This is a genomic window from Allobosea sp. 05T439 (assembly GCF_056396005.1).
The window spans coordinates 21,159-38,349 of record NZ_JBFTKP010000049.1; the positions used below are offsets into that span (position 1 = coordinate 21,159).

General features: G+C 66.9%; 16 protein-coding genes. 5 read left to right on the forward strand and 11 right to left on the reverse strand.

Annotation, left to right across the window (positions count from 1 at the left end; translation table 11 throughout):
- Nucleotides 1-8: 8 nt before the first annotated feature.
- Nucleotides 9-566 (reverse strand): dihydrofolate reductase family protein, encoded by a 558-nt coding sequence (locus AC1DIO_RS31180; protein WP_476854605.1) that lies wholly within the window; start codon nt 564-566, stop codon nt 9-11.
- 245 nt (nt 567-811) lie between these two features.
- On the reverse strand, nt 812-5,416 hold the full coding sequence (locus AC1DIO_RS31185) for an autotransporter-associated beta strand repeat-containing protein (protein ID WP_476854606.1): 4,605 nt from the start codon (nt 5,414-5,416) through the stop codon (nt 812-814).
- Between the two features lie 584 nt (nt 5,417-6,000).
- On the opposite strand from AC1DIO_RS31185, the gene AC1DIO_RS31190 reads away from it, so the two are divergent.
- Both AC1DIO_RS31190 and AC1DIO_RS31195 read left to right on the forward strand, forming a co-directional pair.
- Complete coding sequence (locus AC1DIO_RS31190; protein ID WP_476854607.1) at nt 6,001-6,180, forward strand: hypothetical protein; 180 nt, start codon at nt 6,001-6,003, stop codon at nt 6,178-6,180.
- A 121-nt stretch (nt 6,181-6,301) separates the two neighbouring features.
- Nucleotides 6,302-6,634, forward strand: coding sequence for a YciI family protein (locus AC1DIO_RS31195; protein WP_441508927.1), 333 nt, complete (start codon nt 6,302-6,304; stop codon nt 6,632-6,634).
- 113 nt (nt 6,635-6,747) lie between these two features.
- On the opposite strand, the gene AC1DIO_RS31200 is transcribed toward AC1DIO_RS31195, so the two are convergent.
- From AC1DIO_RS31200 to AC1DIO_RS31220, 5 genes are all read right to left on the reverse strand, one after another.
- A complete protein-coding gene (locus AC1DIO_RS31200; protein ID WP_476854608.1) occupies nt 6,748-8,091 on the reverse strand; it encodes an ATP-binding protein in 1,344 nt (447 codons plus the stop codon).
- Nucleotides 8,088-8,804 (reverse strand): response regulator, encoded by a 717-nt coding sequence (locus tag AC1DIO_RS31205; RefSeq protein WP_473965334.1) that lies wholly within the window; start codon nt 8,802-8,804, stop codon nt 8,088-8,090. The genes AC1DIO_RS31200 and AC1DIO_RS31205 overlap by 4 nt, the downstream gene beginning before the upstream one ends.
- A 159-nt stretch (nt 8,805-8,963) precedes the next feature.
- Complete coding sequence (locus AC1DIO_RS31210) at nt 8,964-9,215, reverse strand: hypothetical protein (RefSeq protein WP_441508930.1); 252 nt, start codon at nt 9,213-9,215, stop codon at nt 8,964-8,966.
- Nucleotides 9,216-9,370: 155 nt separating this feature from the next.
- On the reverse strand, nt 9,371-10,006 hold the full coding sequence (gene maiA / locus AC1DIO_RS31215; RefSeq protein WP_441508931.1) for a maleylacetoacetate isomerase: 636 nt from the start codon (nt 10,004-10,006) through the stop codon (nt 9,371-9,373).
- Between the two features lie 140 nt (nt 10,007-10,146).
- Nucleotides 10,147-10,635, reverse strand: a complete 489-nt coding sequence (locus AC1DIO_RS31220) for a MarR family winged helix-turn-helix transcriptional regulator (RefSeq protein WP_476854609.1) — start codon at nt 10,633-10,635, stop codon at nt 10,147-10,149.
- 143 nt (nt 10,636-10,778) lie between these two features.
- On the opposite strand from AC1DIO_RS31220, the gene AC1DIO_RS31225 reads away from it, so the two are divergent.
- The gene (locus AC1DIO_RS31225) at nt 10,779-11,723 is read left to right on the forward strand and encodes an alpha/beta fold hydrolase (protein ID WP_441508932.1); all 945 of its coding nucleotides are present in this window, start codon (nt 10,779-10,781) and stop codon (nt 11,721-11,723) included.
- Nucleotides 11,724-11,775: 52 nt separating this feature from the next.
- Complete coding sequence (locus AC1DIO_RS31230; RefSeq protein WP_441508933.1) at nt 11,776-12,981, forward strand: ABC transporter substrate-binding protein; 1,206 nt, start codon at nt 11,776-11,778, stop codon at nt 12,979-12,981.
- A gap of 131 nt (nt 12,982-13,112) precedes the next feature.
- Here the strand turns inward: AC1DIO_RS31230 and AC1DIO_RS31235 are convergent, their stop codons facing one another.
- The 4 genes from AC1DIO_RS31235 to AC1DIO_RS31250 are packed head-to-tail and all read right to left on the reverse strand — an operon-like array spanning nt 13,113 to nt 15,708.
- On the reverse strand, nt 13,113-13,754 hold the full coding sequence (locus AC1DIO_RS31235; RefSeq protein ID WP_441492814.1) for a CDP-alcohol phosphatidyltransferase family protein: 642 nt from the start codon (nt 13,752-13,754) through the stop codon (nt 13,113-13,115).
- A 3-nt stretch (nt 13,755-13,757) separates the two neighbouring features.
- On the reverse strand, nt 13,758-14,147 hold the full coding sequence (locus tag AC1DIO_RS31240) for a hypothetical protein (protein WP_441492815.1): 390 nt from the start codon (nt 14,145-14,147) through the stop codon (nt 13,758-13,760).
- The gene (locus AC1DIO_RS31245; protein WP_441492816.1) at nt 14,144-15,094 is read right to left on the reverse strand and encodes a phosphatidate cytidylyltransferase; all 951 of its coding nucleotides are present in this window, start codon (nt 15,092-15,094) and stop codon (nt 14,144-14,146) included. Before AC1DIO_RS31245 ends, AC1DIO_RS31240 begins: the two co-directional genes overlap by 4 nt.
- Entirely contained in the window at nt 15,091-15,708 is a 618-nt protein-coding gene (locus AC1DIO_RS31250; RefSeq protein ID WP_441508934.1) for a lysophospholipid acyltransferase family protein, read from the reverse strand. The genes AC1DIO_RS31245 and AC1DIO_RS31250 overlap by 4 nt, the downstream gene beginning before the upstream one ends.
- 277 nt (nt 15,709-15,985) lie before the next feature.
- Here AC1DIO_RS31250 and AC1DIO_RS31255 point away from each other — a divergent pair, with 277 nt between their 5' ends.
- A complete protein-coding gene (locus AC1DIO_RS31255; protein WP_441508935.1) occupies nt 15,986-16,660 on the forward strand; it encodes a hypothetical protein in 675 nt (224 codons plus the stop codon).
- Nucleotides 16,661-17,191 lie beyond the last annotated feature (531 nt).

Genomic DNA, 17,191 nt, shown 5'->3' on the forward strand with positions numbered 1-17,191 from the left:
GCTCTGGATTAGCGCTCGCGCCGGTAATGCGTGGCGACGGCGCCGCTGCGGAGCGGCGTGGCCGAGATCAGCTCGAGCCGTCGCGTGCTGGGCAGCCCGCTCTGGTAGAGGGTTGGGCCGTGGCCGGCGATCCTGGGATGGACGAGGACCTTGTACTCGTCGATCAGATCCAGCCGGTCCAGCTCGGTCGCGAGCTTGCCGCTACAGAGGAGCACGCCGGCCGGGGTCGCGTCCTTGAGCCTCTGCACGCCCGTGCGCAGGTCGCCGGCGATGTGGTGGCTGTTGGTCCAGGGGAAGTCCGTTCGCGTCGACGACACCACGTATTTCGGCTTGGCGTCCAGCTTGACCGCCCACTCGCGTATCGCCGGCGGCGCCTCCACGTCGCCGCGAGCGACCGCCGGCCAGTGGCTCTCCATCATCTCGTAGGTGACGCGGCCCCACAGCATCGCCCCGCCCTCGTCCATAAGGCGGGTGAAGAAGGCGTGCGTCTCGTCGTCGGCAATTCCCTCCTGGTGGTCGACGCAGCCGTCCAGGGTGACGTTGATGCTGAAGGTCAATTGTCCCATGCAACGAGCCTAAGCCATCCGCTCGAAAAGACGTAGGGCTATTGCTCGCGGTTGATGTTCAACTTCCGCTACGGGGCGATTCCGGAAGTGGCGGCGGCCCGCCAGCAACGTTTGAGATGGGTGGTKAGCGGCCGTTCGGCGACGTGCCGATAGCTGACATTGCGTGGCGTCGAAGCGATCGTCTGGACACCATCGAGCGGCCGCGTCTCGGCCGCTMGATCGGCGCTGGCGCCGTCGCGGGTTTCTTAGAAATTCACCCTGAGCTGGGCAGTGCCGCCGACACGTTGCGTGTTCCCGGACAGCTCCGAGTCGACGCGCATGCCGAGGCTGACGGTTTGGCTGAGCTTGATATCGGCTCCCGCCGCGAGCAGCGCCGCATTGCGGTCGGGCCTGGCACCGCTCACCGCGAAGCTCGCGCCGGGCAGGCCGTTGAGCGCGGCGGTGAGGTCGGCGTCGCGCTGGTAGTAATGCGCCCAGGCGGCGCGGACGAAGCCGGTGACGGGAGATGCGCCCGCGATCAGGTTGGCGTCGAGCTGCAGGCCGAGCTCGCTGCGGCTGGTGATGTCGATGCGCCGCGGCAGCGTCAGCATGCCGGCGGTCGCGCCCATCCCGTCGCGCTCGACCGCAGCCGGGCTGTTCGCCCGCACCGCCTGGAAGGCGGCGAGCGGCGAGAGCGTCAGGCCACCCCAGCCGGCCACCGGCAGGCTCGCCTCGATCCGGCCGGACCAGGCCTGCGTCGCATAGGAGGCGGCCACGCCGGTGCGGCCCAGCGCCGGGATGGCGCGGCTGGTGGCGGTGTCGAGCCGGGCATAGCCGAGCGCGCCGGCGAGGTTGACGGAGCCAAGCGTGGTGCGGCCGTAGAGACCCGCCTGGAAGACATCGGCCTGCGCCTTGCCGAGCCCGCCCGAGAGCGAGGCACGCGACTGGCCACCCGCGACTGCGGCGCCCATGACCGTGCTGGAGCCCAGCCGGATGTCGGCGCCGACCGCGACATGTGCATCGGAGAGGTTGCGGTTGACCGAACCCACGACCCGGTCGCCGTCGGTTCGTCCGGTCGAGCCGAAAGTCGCGCCCCAGAGCGTGAAGCGCGCCGGATCGAAGGTCGGGCGTCCCGGCCCATCCTGCCTCGATGGCAGGTCGGCTGTGAAGCCGGCCACGCCGGCAGGGCCGCCGGGCGCTCCTGAGAGCCGGCCGCTGCCCGAGCCGTCCAGCATGGTGCGCAGGAATTGGTCTGAAGCGACATGCGCCATCGCGGGCGCCGCCGTATGGACCTCGCCCGAGAGTGAGTTCACAGCCGCCGGGATCGCCGCCGCCGGCAGGTTGTAGATCCCGAACAGCGCGGACGGGTCGACGCCATTGGCCACCGCACTGTCGATGGCCGAAGCGACCGAGGCGGCGTTGCGCGGCGCTGTGACGCCGAGCGTCGGCGTCACGATTGGCGCCAGCGGCTTCGGCGTCAGCGTCAGCAGCACGTCGTTGCCGGTGTAGCTCACCGCAGGGGTGACACCGTCGCCGAAGGAGCCGGTCGTGTCGACCGGGCCGAAGCGCGTGCCGCCGAGCCCGCCCGCTGCCGAGAGCAGCGTGTAGGGTGCGGAGAAGCTGTAGGCGCCGCCGAGCGGCACGATCCGCAGCGTACCCGCCAGCGAGGCCGTGCCGGTGACGTTGACCCGGTCCGCGACAGTGCCTTGCACCTCGGCGATATAGGTCGAGGCGACGCCCATCACGAGGCTGCCGTTGACGGTCAGCGTCCCCGGCGAATTGCCCGGCGAAAGCGTGCCGCCGATCGTGGTCGCGCCGACCGAGCCGGAGCCAGCGAGCGTCGCACCCGCATGCACGATCACCGGCGTCGCGACCGAGCCGTCGACGACGAGGCTGCCACCGAACACCTGGGTCACGCTCGTGTAGGTGTTGGTTCCGTTCAGCGTCAGCGTGCCGGTACCGGTCTTGAGCAGCGAGCCCGCGCCCGAGATCGTGCCGGAGAAGGTCGTGCTGCTGTTGTTGCCTCCGGCGGTCAGCGTCGTGCCACCCAGGAGCACGTCGCCCGTGCCGGACAGCGAGCCGACCGTCTGGGCGATGCCGTTGAGATCGAAGACCGCCCCGGCCGAAATCTGCACCGCCGTCTGGTTCGGCAGGACGCCCACCCCGCCCATCCGTAGCGTGCCTTGCTGGATCCAGGTGGCGCCGGAGTAGGTGTTGGTCCCCGACAGCGTCAGGACCCCGGCGCCCGTCTTGGAGAGCGTGCCCCCGCCGCTGATGACGCCGGCCAGGCCAAAATCCAACGAACCGGTATCGACGAAGGCGGTGCCGCTCGACAACGCCACGGCGTTGGCCAGCGTGAGAGCAGGGGCGTTGGCACGAAGCGTCGTCCCGCTCGCCATCTGCAGCGTGCCTGTGCCGAGCGCGCTCGCCGATCCGACGGCGAGGGTGCCGGCGTTGAGCAGCGTGCCGCCGGAATAGCTGTTGGCGCCGGACAGCGCCAGCGTGCCGGCACCGACCTTGGTCAGGCTGGTCCCGACGCCATCGATGATGGCCGAGCCGATCGCAGCGGTGACGCCGGCTGCCGTGTTGATCGTGCCGCCACCGGCGACGCCGAGGCCGAGAGAACCTCCGGTCAGCAGATAGCCGTCGCTGGTGAACTGCAGCGTGTCGAAGTTTTGCGTGCCGGACACCGTCACCGTGCCGGCTATGCCCTGGAACACGCCGACCGAGCTCAGCCACGGGGCATTGAAGCCCACCTCGCCCGGCGCCACCGCCCAGTTGGTGTTGCCGCCGTTCCAGGTGCCCGTGCCGCCATCGACGGCACCGTTGCCGGTCTGGTCGGCGCCGTCCCAGAACTGCAGGATCTGGCCGGCCCCGAGCACGGCAAGATTGACTTGCGGCGGCAGGCCGGCAGGCATGCTGTAGACCGTCCCGGTCGCGCCCGCGACGCTGGGCGCGGTCAGGGCAAGCGACGAGAAGCTGCCGCTGATCGTGCCGCCGCCGGTGACGTCGAACAGGCGATAATAGCCGGCCGAAGCGACATTGGCCGTGAGCGTGCCGCCGAGCGTCAGGTTGCCGGCCGCCCCGCTGCCGTTGATGATGATGTGGTCGTTGGTCGCGCCGCCCGCGACTCCAGGGGTGCCGAGTTCGAACACGGTGTTCGAGCCGGCATTCAGCGCCAGCGATCCTACCGTGAGCGTGCCCGGGCTGTTGCCCGCCGACAGCGTTCCGCCGGAGGCGACCGTCACCGCTCCCGCGATCGAACCCGAACCGCCAAGCGTCGTGCCGCTGCCGACGCTCACGCTGGACGAAGCCAGCGAGCCGTTCACGATCAGCGTGCCCCCGTTGATCGTGGTTGCGCCGGTATAGGTGTTGGCGCCKGTGAGCGTCCAGGTGCCTGCATCTATCTTCGTCAGCCCGCCTGTCCCCGTAGCGATCACCCCGGATGCGGTCCCTGTCCCCGGGCCGGCGAGGGTCAGGTTTTGGCCCGAGCCGGTAATGCCGCCGGAGACGGTCAACGTACTTGGAAAGGCCAAAAGGCCGGCGTTGATCTGGCTGTCGGCGGCGAGAGTGATGTCTCCGCCATAGGTGTTCGTACCACCGCCCGCTTGCAGGGCGCCGAAACCACCTGTGCCGCTGCCCGAGAGCGTGAGCGCCTCCCCGACGATGTTGACGCTGCCGCCGAGTATAAGGGACGCGCCCGATGCCACCACCGTTCCGTTCGCCGTCGAGCCGAGACCGAGACTGTTTGTCACGAACAGGCTGCCCGAATTCACGGTAGTGAGGCCGGAATAGGTGTTGGCGCCTGCCAGGGTCCATTGGGAGCCGGACTTCGTGATCGAGCCGGAGCCGATGGCGATCACGCCACGGATGGTGCCGCCATTGTTGCTGGAGCCGCCAAGCGTCAGATCCGTGTTGGATCCAGTGATGCCGCCCGAAAGATTCAGCGAGCTCAGGTTCTGGACATTGATGCTGCTGGATGCCGCAAGGGAGATCGCGCCCTGGAAGGCGTTCGCGCCAGAATTCAAGCTGGTGAGAGCGCCGCCCCCCGACACGCCAGTCCCCGAAAGCGTCAGAGCCTCGGCGCCGACGGTGATACCGCCCGTCAAGGCGAGCGTCGCACCCGAGGCGACCGTCGTTCCGCCGGAAACCGCGCCGAGGCCACTGGCGTTGGAGACCGTGAGCGTGCCCGCCGAAACCGTCGTCAAACCCGTATAGATGTTCGCACCGGACAGGGTCAGGCCGCCGGTACCTACCTTGGTGAGGCTGACCGGACCCTGGATCACGCCGGCATAGGCGGTGTCCGAATTCAGGCCGCCAACCGACAGAGTTGGTGCCGCCCCCCCGGGTCGTATGATCCCGGTGCCTTCGATCGAACCGATCGACAGCGTATCACCGGCGCCCATGGCCAAATTCAGAAATCCGCCCTGGCCAATAAATCGCGAGCCCGCCGCCGAGCTCCCGGCGCCGAACTGCATCGCGCCGTCTGAATCCGCAATGAGCGCCATCGGGCCGGTAACCGTGCCCGAGATGATGAACCCGCCCGCCGCTCCTGCAAACAGCGTCTGCTCGAAGGTCGAATTATTGGTGACGTTGGTGACATACAGAGCCGAGCCGGGGGCTGTCGACAGCGTGTAGGCGAGCGCGTTGTTGTTGTACTCGAGCAGCGTGAGCGAACCGCCGGACGCGGTGACATTTCGCTCTGCCGTCGGGCTGTTCGTGAAGGTCGCCGTATCCGTAGGCACGGTACCGCCAGCCCAGTTCGAACCGAGGTTGAAGTTTCCGCTGCTGCCCAGCCAGTCCGCCGCATGCGCCGTGCCGGGGGCCATCACAGGCGTGGCAGCGACGGCGAGCGCCAGACCGCTCACCATCGTTGTGTCCACCAGCGCACCCCGCCAACGCGATAGCGTATTGGCGGCGACGTCACGGCTCCTCGAAGGCATCATTTTATGCCACAGCCCCGCAGCGATGACGCCGGTTGCGAGCACGGATGGGGCGGTGAAGGATGTCGTCTCGCGCAGGGCGCGGCGTAGGCAGGAGATCATAGGCTCTCACGGTAGGCATAGGCCGTCGCCGTTAGCCCGCGACGCAGTCTGTGCAGACTAGCGATTTAAGATCTTGGTGCACCTGCTTTCTGACATTGCGGCCTTGCGGCATTGTCGCGCCCCGCGGCGATTCAGCAACGAGGACGGACGAACCCTCAGCTATCACGCCTCCCAGAAGAGCAGCCATTGCAGAACCCAATGCGTCTAGCTGTCCGCGCAGCCATACAGTGTACCGGCGTGCTCGTGACGCGGCGGCGGAACAGAGGTCTGCTTTCGGGCGGAGACCCAAGCTCTGGCGGCGAGCGGCCGGATGGGCTCTGCCTCCATCGACACGTGGGGCCAAATTCGTCGCCATCACTGCTATAGTGGACGCGAATGCGGGAGATGTCCCGGCGAAGCAGGAGCAGATCGTGGCCGAGAGATTTGAACGGCATCGCCAACCCTGGACCCATGAGGAACTGGAGAAGCTGAAGCTGCTCGCCAGGAAGGGCATGGCCCTGAAGGCGATTTCGAAGGCGATKACCCGCAGCGAGGAATCCATCAAGGACCGCGCGAAACAGGATGGCATCGGGATCGCCAAGCTCCGCTAGACCATCGGACCGGACAACCTATCGCGTCCGGTGATCCAACCCTTTGTGATTGCATCGGCTTTGCCCCGATCCGCAATCCGCTCTTGCGGCCGATGCTTTGGCCCTTTGGAGGAGGCGACCCGTGCCGACATTCGTGACGATCGGGTATGGAGACCGTGAGGGCTACGACCGTACCCCGGTGGCCGTTCGAGATGCAGCCCACGCCCATGATGCGGCGTTGCAGAAAGACGGAGTGTTGATGGGTATCGCGGGCGTTCCCGTGCAGGTGCGCAATCCCGACGCTGCCCAGGTTGAAACGGCCGATGGCCCATTCATGACGTCGTCATTGCCGGTGGCGGGCTTTGCCATCATCGAAGCCGCCGATCTGGCCGAGGCCATCGCTATGGTTTCACGAACGCCCTGCGCCGTGGCCCATGGTGTCGTCGAGGTGTGGCCGCTCGAGCAGCGCTCATGAAACGGCACGTCGCGCTGTGCTCAAGCGATGGCGCTGCCGGGGACATGCAGCCATGACTGTCCCGTTCGGTTCCAGGGGATAGTCGCGGCACGGCCGGGCAAAGGTGTAAGCGCTCAGGCGCTCTCAGGAGCCGCAGTGGCCTGGCGCGGCAGGCTGATCCGGGCCAAGAGGCCGCGCGGCTGGTTGTCGTGCAGGCTGAGCTCGCCATCATGGGCGGCCGCGATCGACCGGGTGATGGCGAGGCCGAGGCCAAACCCTTCTGAATCGATCCGCCCGCGGGCTTCGTCGCCGCGCATGAAGGGTTCGAGCAGGCGCAATCGATCGGCTTCCGGAATACCGGGGCCATCGTCGGCCACCTCGATCAGGAGGGCATCGGGTTCGTCGCGAAGGCGGATGATCACCTGCGTGCCATGGCGCACCGCGTTCTCGACGAGATTGGTCACGGCGCGCTCCAGCTGCTGGGCATCGCCTGTCGCGACGAGCCGTCGCGGCCCCTCATAGCGCGTCGATTTGCCGATATCGCTGAACTCGTCCGCGACGGTCTGGAGCAGGCTCGAAAGGTCGACAGCACCGCGCTTCTGGCGCCGGTCGACATCGCGCAGATAGGACAGCGCGCCCTGCACCATGGTGCCCATATGCTCCAGATCGCGGGTGAACTGAGCGCGCAGGACGTGGTCCTCGATGAACTCGACGCGCAGGCGCATGCGCGTGATCGGCGTCCTGAGGTCGTGGCTTATCGCCGCCAGCATGCGCGTGCGGTCGGCAAACAGCGCATGGATACGGTCCCTCAAGCGGTTGAGGGCGCGCGCGGCGGTGCGGACTTCGAGGGGCCCTTCCTCAGGCAGCGGCGAGGGATCGCGGTCGATCGAAAACTCCTCGGCAGCCGAGGCGAAGCGCGCGAGCGGCGCCGTGATGCCCCGCGAGGCCCAGAGCGTCAGCGCGCCGATATTGAGCCCGAGCACGATGATCGTGGCGACCACCAGAATGGAGATGGGGCGCGGTGGCGGTGTCCCCATTCCACCGGGCGCGATCTCGACATCGAGGCCCGTGCCGTCGGGAAGCCGGATCGCATAGCCTTGCGGCGGCCTGTCCCCGTCAGGCCCCGGGTTCGGCTGCACCGCAAAACCCTCGCCCAGGCGCTGCGCCATGCCCTCCGCGGCGAAGGGATGCGGCTGCGCTGGCAAGGGGGCGGGGTCCTTGGCCGATAGCGTGAACCGGTAGCGCCGGTCGGCCGTGTTCGCGGTCTCGACGACCATCTGGCGCAGCTCAGGCGGCGTCCGGGCCAGCAGCTTGGCGATCGTCGCCACGCTCTCATAGGCGGGCGGGCCCGGTCTGCCGCGGGGCGCCTGCCAGACCAGCGTGACGGAGAGAACGAGATAGAGCAGGCCGATGACCCCGATCACGAGCAGCGCGATCTGGCTGCCGATCCGCGCGGGCAGGCGAAACGGGTGGATCATTGCCGGGCGACGGCGGGCGTGAAGAGATATCCGCCCGAGCGGATCGTCTTGATCAGTTCGGGCTCGCGCGGCTCGCGCTCGATCTTCTGGCGCAGGCGGCTGATCAGGATATCGATGCTGCGTTCGAACGGGGTGGCGGGGCGCCCCTGCGTCAGATCGAGCAGGGCATCGCGCGCGAGCACGCGCCCGGGCCGCTCGCACAACACCCGCAGCAGATCGAACTCGGCGCCGGTGACAGTGACACGGACATTGTCGGGATTGGTCAGCTCGCGGCTATTGGCATTCAGCGTCCAGCCCGCGAAGGAAAAGGAGCCGGGAAGCTCGTCCGGATCGGCCTGTCCGCCGCCCCGTCGCCGCAGCACCGCCCGGATGCGGGCCAGGAGCTCGCGCGGGTTGAACGGTTTGCCGAGATAATCGTCGGCCCCCATTTCGAGGCCGATGATCCTGTCGATATCCTCGCTGCGGGCCGTGAGCATGATGATCGGCAGCTGCGTCGTCAGGCATAGCCGCCGGCAGATCGAGAACCCGTCCTCGCCCGGCAGATTGAGATCGAGCACGATCAGGTCGAACCGGCCGTCCCGCAGAATCCGGTCCATCTCGCGCCCGTCGCGCGCGGCCGAGCTCCGCATGCCGTTCTGCGCGAGGTAGCGCGCGACCAGCGTGCTGATCTCGCGATCGTCCTCGACGATCAGGATATGCGCCGATGCGCTCACGTCAGGTTTCCAGGTTTCAACCGCTGCGAGCATATCGGAGGCGCGGGGCCCATGCAGCCGTCATCGTGGCTAAAGCGTCGGCAGGGCCGAAGCATCGGCCGGAAAAGTGGATTGCGGTTTTCGGGGCAAAGCCGATGCAATCACGGTTGGTCCGATGATCTAAGGCCGATAGGCGAGATCGCGACATCTGATCGTGCCGTCCGCAGCGATCCGGACTGCGCCGATCGCTTGCTCCCGCCCCGTCACCGGATCGCGATAGACCATGCGACTGCAGGCCGAGGCAGTGTCGGCGGTGTCGGCCCCGAAGATGCGCAAGAGCACCACGCTGATCCACATGGCTGCTGCGGCGAGGCCCCCCAGGGCGCGCCTCAGCGACGAGCCCGGCCGCAAGGGTGAAGGGATATCCGGCATAGGCGCTCCGACGTTGCGTGAGCCTGCCGGATAGGTCGCGTTTGTGGCCCCAGTGCCGAACGGATGTTGCTGGAGTGTTTCCGTTTGTATCCCTAGGCGCATCCTCCGCATCTGGCGCAGGATGGAACTGGCGCCTTGTCGATATGTCGGGCCAGCTACTCGGCATCGCCCTGCATCGACGGGTGGGCACTCCTGAAGGCAGGGTGCTCGTTGCACAATCGCTCGACCCGCAGGATGCGCGTGCAATGGTCGATCGGCACCTGGAAACGCCGCGCGGCGTAGAGCTGGGGCAGCAGGTAGACATCCGCCAGGCCGGGCAGGGGGCCGAAGCAATAACCCTCATCGCCGATAAGCGCCTCGACTGCGCTGAGCCCCTGTCCGATCCAGGTGGCKATCCAGGCCGCAACCTCCGGCTCGGCCTGCCCAAGATTCTGCCTGAGATAGGATAGCGGTGCGACGTTGTGGAGGGGATGAATGTCACAGCCGATGATCGCTGCGACGGCCCGGACCTTCGCACGCAAGACCGGGTCGCGCGGGAGGAGCGCCGGAGCCGGACAGGTCTCCTCGAGATATTCGATGATGGCGGGCGATTGGGTCAGGATGGTGCCGTCGTCGAGTTCCAGTGCCGGCAACCGGCCTTGCGGGTTGAGCGCGCGATAGCTCGCGCCATGTTGCTCTCCGCCGTTCCGGACGAGATGAACGAAGCGCGGCGTGACTTCGAGCCCCTTGAGCGCGAGCGCAATGCGAATGCGGTATGACGAGGTGGACCGCCAATAGGTATAGAGTTTCATCCTGCCTCCCCCTCGACGCGGAACGATGACGGCCGGGCCTTGATCGAAACCAGGTGGCGCCGGCTATATACATGAGGGCCAGTACATAGGCTGCCAGCGCCGCTTGTCCGACCCGCAAAAGCTGGCGGTAACGGGGGACGCTATAGCTCCGAAAGCGAACCCCAGTCCGGCACATGGGCGGCGAGCTTGTCGAGCAGCTGATCGAGTTGTCTTCGTTCTGGTTTGGACAGGCAGGACAGCATCGCCGCCTCGCGAAGTTTCAACGCCGGAATGTAGCGCTGATACAGGGCTCGGCCGGGATCGGTCAGGAAGAGCCGCTGACGTCGGCTGTCGGCTTCATCGGTCAGACGTCGGATCAGCCCCTTCTTCTCCAGCGCGATGGCCGCACGGCTGACGCCCGCCTTGAGATGACCMGAGAATTCGCAGAACTCGGCAGCGGTGATGCCTTCGCGGGAATGCAGCGCCAGCAGGATCACGATCTCGGGGCGCGTCAGGCCGAATTCGGCCTCGATCCGCCGGAATGACGGCTCGCGGTAGAAGTTCAGGATGTAACCGATCCTGTAGGCCGTTGGTATCTCGGTGCCTCCGAGCATCGCGCGCAGGCCCTCCTCGCTACCCACCCCGGCCACGTCCAGGTCCGTCGCTTCCAGGTCCGTCGCTTCTGAATTTCGTCTCATATGAGACTTTTTTGTTGCTGTCATGACATCGCAGTCGTAGCATTCCGGACAATGAGAGGACTTGGCGATGCCGCCCAGTCCCGGGGGAGGATCGCATGGATATCCCGGTTCCCGCCAGCGCTCGCCCCGCCGCGACAGGCGTGTCGTTCGGGCGAGCATTCTTCGCTGCAACCGGATCGCTGCCGATCTATGTCGACCATATCGCCGCGATAGCCGGGCCCAGGCGCTTGCCCGTCGTCATGGTCCATGGCGGCTGTCACACCGGCCAGTGCTATCTCGCGACGCCGGACGGGCGCCAGGGCTGGGCGACCCGCTTCGCGGCAGTGGGGCGCGACGTTTTCGTGGTGGACTGGCCCGGCCACGGCCGCTCGCCGGCGTGCGGGAATCTGGCGACCCTGTCGACCCGCGAGATCGCGCAATCCATTCTCGCCCTTGTGGAGATGGTGGGGCCGGCCGTCCTCCTGGTCCACTCCGCCAGCGGGCCGATGGCGTGGTGGATCGCGGAGCGGGCCCCTGGCGCGGTCGCGGCCGTGATCGGCGTTGCGCCGGGCGCGCCGGCCAACATCCTCCCCGTGCTGCCCGACGACCCGGAAGCGATTGCGAAGCTCAGGGACGATGTCAGCCTGGGCTGCCCTGTGATGCTGCCCGAGGACAGGCCGGTCGTGGTCGGCGAGGCGTTCATGCGKAGCTTCTGGGCCAACGCTCCGCGCTTTCCGCGTCAGGCCTTCGAGCAGTATCGGCTCTCGATTGTCCCGGAGAGCGCGCGGCTGTTCAACGAGCGCTTCAACATCGGCGGGCGCGGCTTGCGGATCGCGGATCCGGCCGCGCTGGCCCGGACGCCGATCCTGATCGTCACCGGTGATCACGATCCACGCCATCCGCGCGCGATCGACGAGGCGACCGCCCGCTATCTGGGGGCGGAGTTCCTGTGGCTGCCGGACGAGGGCATCTCCGGCAACGGCCACATGCCGATGATCGAGGACAACAGCGACGCCATCGCGGACCGGCTGCTTCTCTGGCTGGCCGGCCGGGAACTCTGAACCCCTGTTTCAAGCGAACCGCAGCAAGCGGACCAGTCCTGGGAGGACACTCATGAAGACGCTGCTACTGGCCGGAGCCCTGACCGCATTCGCCTGCACGACCGCCGCCGAGGCGCAGGTGAGCGACGATGTCGTCAAGATCGGCGTCCTGACCGACATGGCCGGAGTGACGGCCGATATCACCGGCAAAGGCTCGGTCGTCGCGGCCGAGATGGCGGTCAAGGAGTTCGGCGGAACCGTGCTCGGCAAGCCGATCCAGATCGTCACGGCCGACCATCAGCACAAGGCGGATGTCGGCACCACGGTCGCGCGACAGTGGTTCGACATCGACAAGGTCGATGCGATCGTCGACGTGCCGAACTCGGCGGTGGCGCTGGCGGTGCAATCGCTGGCACGGGAGAAGAAGCGCATCGTGATGTATTCGGGTGCCGGGACGACGGCGCTGACCAACGAGCAATGCTCGCCTTACGGTTTCCACTGGACCTATGACACCTATGCCGTCTCGCGCGGCACTGCGTCGGCGGTCGTCAAGGCCGGGGGCAACACCTGGTTCATGCTGGCCTCCGACTACGCCTTCGGTCATCAGCTGCAGAAGGACGCGACCGACGTGGTCGAGGCCAATGGCGGCAAGGTGCTCGGCGCGGTTCGTCATCCCCTGAACAATGCCGATTTCTCCTCGTTCCTGCTCCGGGCCCAGGCCTCCGGCGCGAAGGTGATCGGCATCGCCAACGCCGGCAACGACACGGTCAATGCCATCAAGCAGGCCGGCGAGTTCGGTCTGGCCGAGCAAGACCAGTCTCTCGCGGCATTGATCTTTTTCCTGCAGGACGTCCACAGCCTGGGGCTGAAGGCGACGCAGGGCACGTATCTGACCACGGCGTCCTACTGGGACATCGATGACGCCTCGCGCGCCTGGTCGAAGCAGTTCATGGAGCGGACCGGGATGATGCCCTCGATGCTGCATGCCGGCGTCTACGGCTCCGTTCGGCATTACCTCAAGGCCATCAACGAGGCCGGCACCGACGATCCCGACAAGGTCGCCGCCGCGATGAAGGCGATGCCGATCAACGACGCTTTCACGAAGGGGGCGACGATCCGCGCAGATGGCCGCGTGCTGCGCGAGATGTATCTCGCCCGTGTCAAGAAGCCGGCGGATTCCAAGGGGCCGTGGGATTATTTCGAGATCGTGCGAACGATTGCGCCGGAAGAAACCGTCTGGCCGCTCTCCCAGAGCAAGTGCCCGCTGCTTCCGAAATAGCTGCGGCGGMCCGGCGACTGAAGGTACCTCCATTGTAATGGAGACGATGCACGGGCCTTACCAGCCGGTATCGTCCCGCTTCGGTCGTCGGGGAATGTCGGGGAGGGCGTCGAGCGAGATCCTGAGCGCGCTCAGCGCGCGCGCAAGGCCCGGACCACATTTGCAGCCCGCCGCAGCGTGGTCACGGCAGCGCCAGCCGCGATGAGCCAGAGAGCGAAGACCAGGACCTCGTTATGGCCGCGCCAAAGCGGCTCGAGCAGGGACAGCACGGCCGCCGCGGTGATCACCGCCATGCGGTGCTGCTTGGCCATCGGGCCCGAGAAATCGGCCGGCAGCCTACACGCGCGACCGAGCTCGCGCGTGTAGGCGGTCAGCACCGCGAGGGCGGCCGCCGCCCAGCCCAGGGCCGGTACGCCGGCCCCGTAGCCGGCGCCGACGAGAATGAGGATATCGGCGACGCGATCCGGGAACTCGTTCCAGAACGGTCCGTCGGGGGCCTGCTTGCCGCCTTCGATCGCCACCATGCCGTCGAAGAGGTTGCAGAGCAGCCTGAGCTGGCAGAACAGGGCAGCCGCCAGGAGCAGGGCTGCGCGCAACCCGGTATCCGCCAGGCCCGCACGCCAGAAGCCGGCGCCGGCAAAGGCCGCCATCGCCATGCTCGCCATCGAGATCTGGTTCGGCGTGATCGCAGCCGCGCTCAGCCTGCGCGCGATCGAGCGGGCCCAGCCCGAATCCCGGCTCGCGAGCGGGCGGCGATTATCGTCCTGCGCCACGGTTCAGGCCTTCCTGCTGCGCCAGAGCGAGACATTGTAGAGCGCCGCATAGCTGGTCGCGACGGTCCACGGCACCGCGATCGTCCTGGCGATTTCCGGCGTGCCACCAAGCGTATGGATCACGGTGAGCAGGCTCGCGGAGACAAGCCCGGCGATCAGGGGCGGCGCCAGGAGGGCCGCGAGGCCGGAGAAGCGCCTGGCCAGTTCCTCGATGCCGCGTTTCAGGAGCAGCGTGATGAGCGCCGACAGCGCGCCCTGGATCAACCCGGCCTGGAGCGGCGCCGGCATCGGATGGGCGCGGTTGGCGAAAGCCGCCCAGCTCCCCATCGCGACGAAGGCGAAGGCGATATGCACGAGGCTGCTTCGCATCAGGCTGGTGACGGGGAGGGTCATGTGGTCGACCACCCCCAGCGGACCAGATGAAAGAAGATCGGAGCCGAGAACACCACGGAATCGAGCCGGTCGATGAACCCGCCATGGCCGGCGATCAGGTGGCCCCAATCCTTGACGCCGCGATCGCGCTTGATCGCCGACATGACGAGCCCGCCGAAGAAGCCCATCAGGACGATGACGAGCGACAGGAACGCCGCCTGGAGCAGCGTGAACGGTGTCATCCAGGACAGGGCCGCGCCCACGGCCACCGCGCTGAGCCCGCCGCCAACAAAACCCTCGACCGTCTTCGAAGGCGACAGGTTCGGCGCGATCCTGGTGCGGCCGAGAAGTTTGCCCCAGACATATTGCAGGACATCGCTCATCTGCACGACGATGACGAGATAGGCGATCAGGAGCACGTTGCGCTCCTCGAAGCCGGGAATGTCGAGGCTCAGCAGCGCCGGCACATGCGACGTGCAGAAGACGCAGATCATCAGCGCCCACTGCACTTCGGCGATGCGCACGAGAAAATCGTCGGTATCACCGCGCAGCGCGGCGATAATCGGCATCAGCAGGAAGGCGTAGACCGGGATCAGGATCGAGAAGAGGCCGTACCAGTCGATCCAGATGAGATAATATTGCAGCGGCAGCACGACGAAGAAGGCAACGGCCAGCGCCCAGTGGTCGGCGCGGTGCGTGGTGGTCAGCGTGATGAATTCACGGAAGGCCGCGAAAGAACAGAAGGCGAAGAGCAAGGTCACGCCGGCCTTGCCGCCGATCAGCGCCAGCCCCATCAGCACGATCATGACCCACCAGGCACGGATCCGGTGGTTCAGGTTCTCGATCACGGCATGCGAGCCATCGGGCGACAGCCTGCGCTCCAGCACGTAGCCGATCGCCGAGGCGACGACGAGCACGCAGAGCAGGCCGGCGAGCACGGCCACCAGATCGGGATGCGGCATCGTCATGGCGCGCCGGCCTTCGGAGAGAGGGCGAGCAGGGCCGCTTCCGCCCGCGCCAAAAAATCCCTTTTGGTCTCGCCCTGGGCGATCTGGAGCGCGGCCCCGAAGGTGACCGTGCAGATCAGGGGTATCGGCACGAACTCGCCCTTCGGCATGACGCGGTTGAGATTGTCGATCCATACCGGCACGAGGACGATCTCCGGCCGGGCGCGCGCCAGGTGGAAGAGCCCGCTCTTGAAGGGCAGGAGCGGGGCAGGGGTGCTGTTGCGCGTGCCTTCCGGGAAGACGATCAGGGAGGAGCCGGCATCGAGCGCATCCGTCATCTGGCTGATCGGGTCGTTCGTCCGGCTCGGACGCTCGCGGTCGATCAGGACGGCGTTGAAGACATCGCAGCCGATGAAGCGCCGAAGGCGGCTTTTCAGCCAGTAGTCGCTCCCGGCGACCGGCCGGCTCGCCAGGCGCAGGCGGCGCGGCAGCACCGTCCAGATCAGGACGAAATCGCCATGGCTCGCGTGGTTGGCGAAGTAGATCCGCTGCTCGTCGGTCGGCGCCACGCCGTGCCATTGTCCGCGGACCGCGGTCAGGAAGCGGGCAAACAGCAGAATGAGCGTGCCTGCCAAGCTTATCCCAGCTCCGCGCATCTCAATTCCCAACCACGTCTTCGTGCTGACGTAGCGCTCAATCGCGCCCCTGTCGACGGCCGGCTTCGATCGGGCGGAGCTGCCGCGCGCTCGCCAAGGCCCGCGAAGGGACATCTCACCACAGGGTTGGGCGCAATCAGGAAGCCGCGCGATTGCTTCGGGATTCGTGCCGACGTCGGCTACCGTCATGGATTGTCCGGAGCCTGATCCATGATCTGGCAAAATCCCCTGCAATGCCGGCACAGATGGATCCCGCATGGCACCTGACGTGAGCAAGACTCCTCGCCGCGGCACCACGGGTCTGCGCCAGTTTCTGGATCTCGAGGAGCAGCGCAATTGGATCGAGGGCACGGCCGACTTGCGCGACGCCGACGAGCGCTCGGATTCCCTCGAACTGCGGTTCAAGTACGTCACGCGATTTCAAAAGCTGCTTCGTCGCCCGCAGGCACAGGACGTTCTGGAGATTCTCAGGCTCTACGGCCAGAACTGCATCCCCATCCCGCGCAAGACCGAGCGTCGCTACTGGTCGGTGTCTTGTCTGCCGTCGACATCCGACAAGCCGCTGGTCCGCGTCAACGCGAGCTGGATGGAGCTTTTCACGCTCTATGCGGACGGCGAGGGCATCCGTGCGAGATTTTTGGTGCATCTTTCGGATTTCGCCACGGACCAATCTCCCGCACAGGGCCATGTGGACGAATTTTTCCTCGAACACTGCGTCACGACGCCTGACGATGTCAGCTATTTCGTCCCGCGTGGCGCGGACATGTTCGGCATCAATGTGCGGGGCTCCGCCTCGATCCGCAGTTTCCTTGCGGCGCGCCGCGTCCTGGCTGCCATTCGAACCTTCAATGTGACGCACATGAACCGAGGTCGGAACGCCTACCAGGCGAGCCACTGCTACAGCCTGGCGGATTGCATGCTGGCAGGTTGAGTGGCGCTCGGAGGGCCGCCAGCCTGGCGAGGCGATCGGATCGCTCCGACGTTGCGGCCGGCCTCGCGCGGGCTGATGGCGACAGGCTGACCAGCCGAGCGGCCGCTCCTCGGCGGCGCAAGCCAGGCCCGAGCCACGGCCACGCCATGAGAACGAAGGCAAGGTGGGACGTCGAAATGGCATCGCGGCTCTGCCAGCCTCCTTCGTCGACCTGGCGTTTGCGCAGTGGCTGGTGTCGGCTCAGGCCGCGCGTTCCCAATGAATCGGAGATGGCCCGAACCGTGCGGGCTCAGCATGGAGCGGCGAGCCTCCGCTTCCGGATGATCATCCGGCGTCCGTAGCTGGCGCGAGGTTGACGGGCCGCTGCGATGCGAGCGCAACGACCGAGATGGGTGGAGGCCGTGTGCAAACGCGCTATTGGGATGCCTGAGGTGTGCGCCGCGTCGTCTGCGGGTGAAGTTGGACAAGAGTCGCGGCGACCCGTTCAGGTCCGCATCGCCAGAATGAGCGGCCCAGCGCCAAGGATGGCGA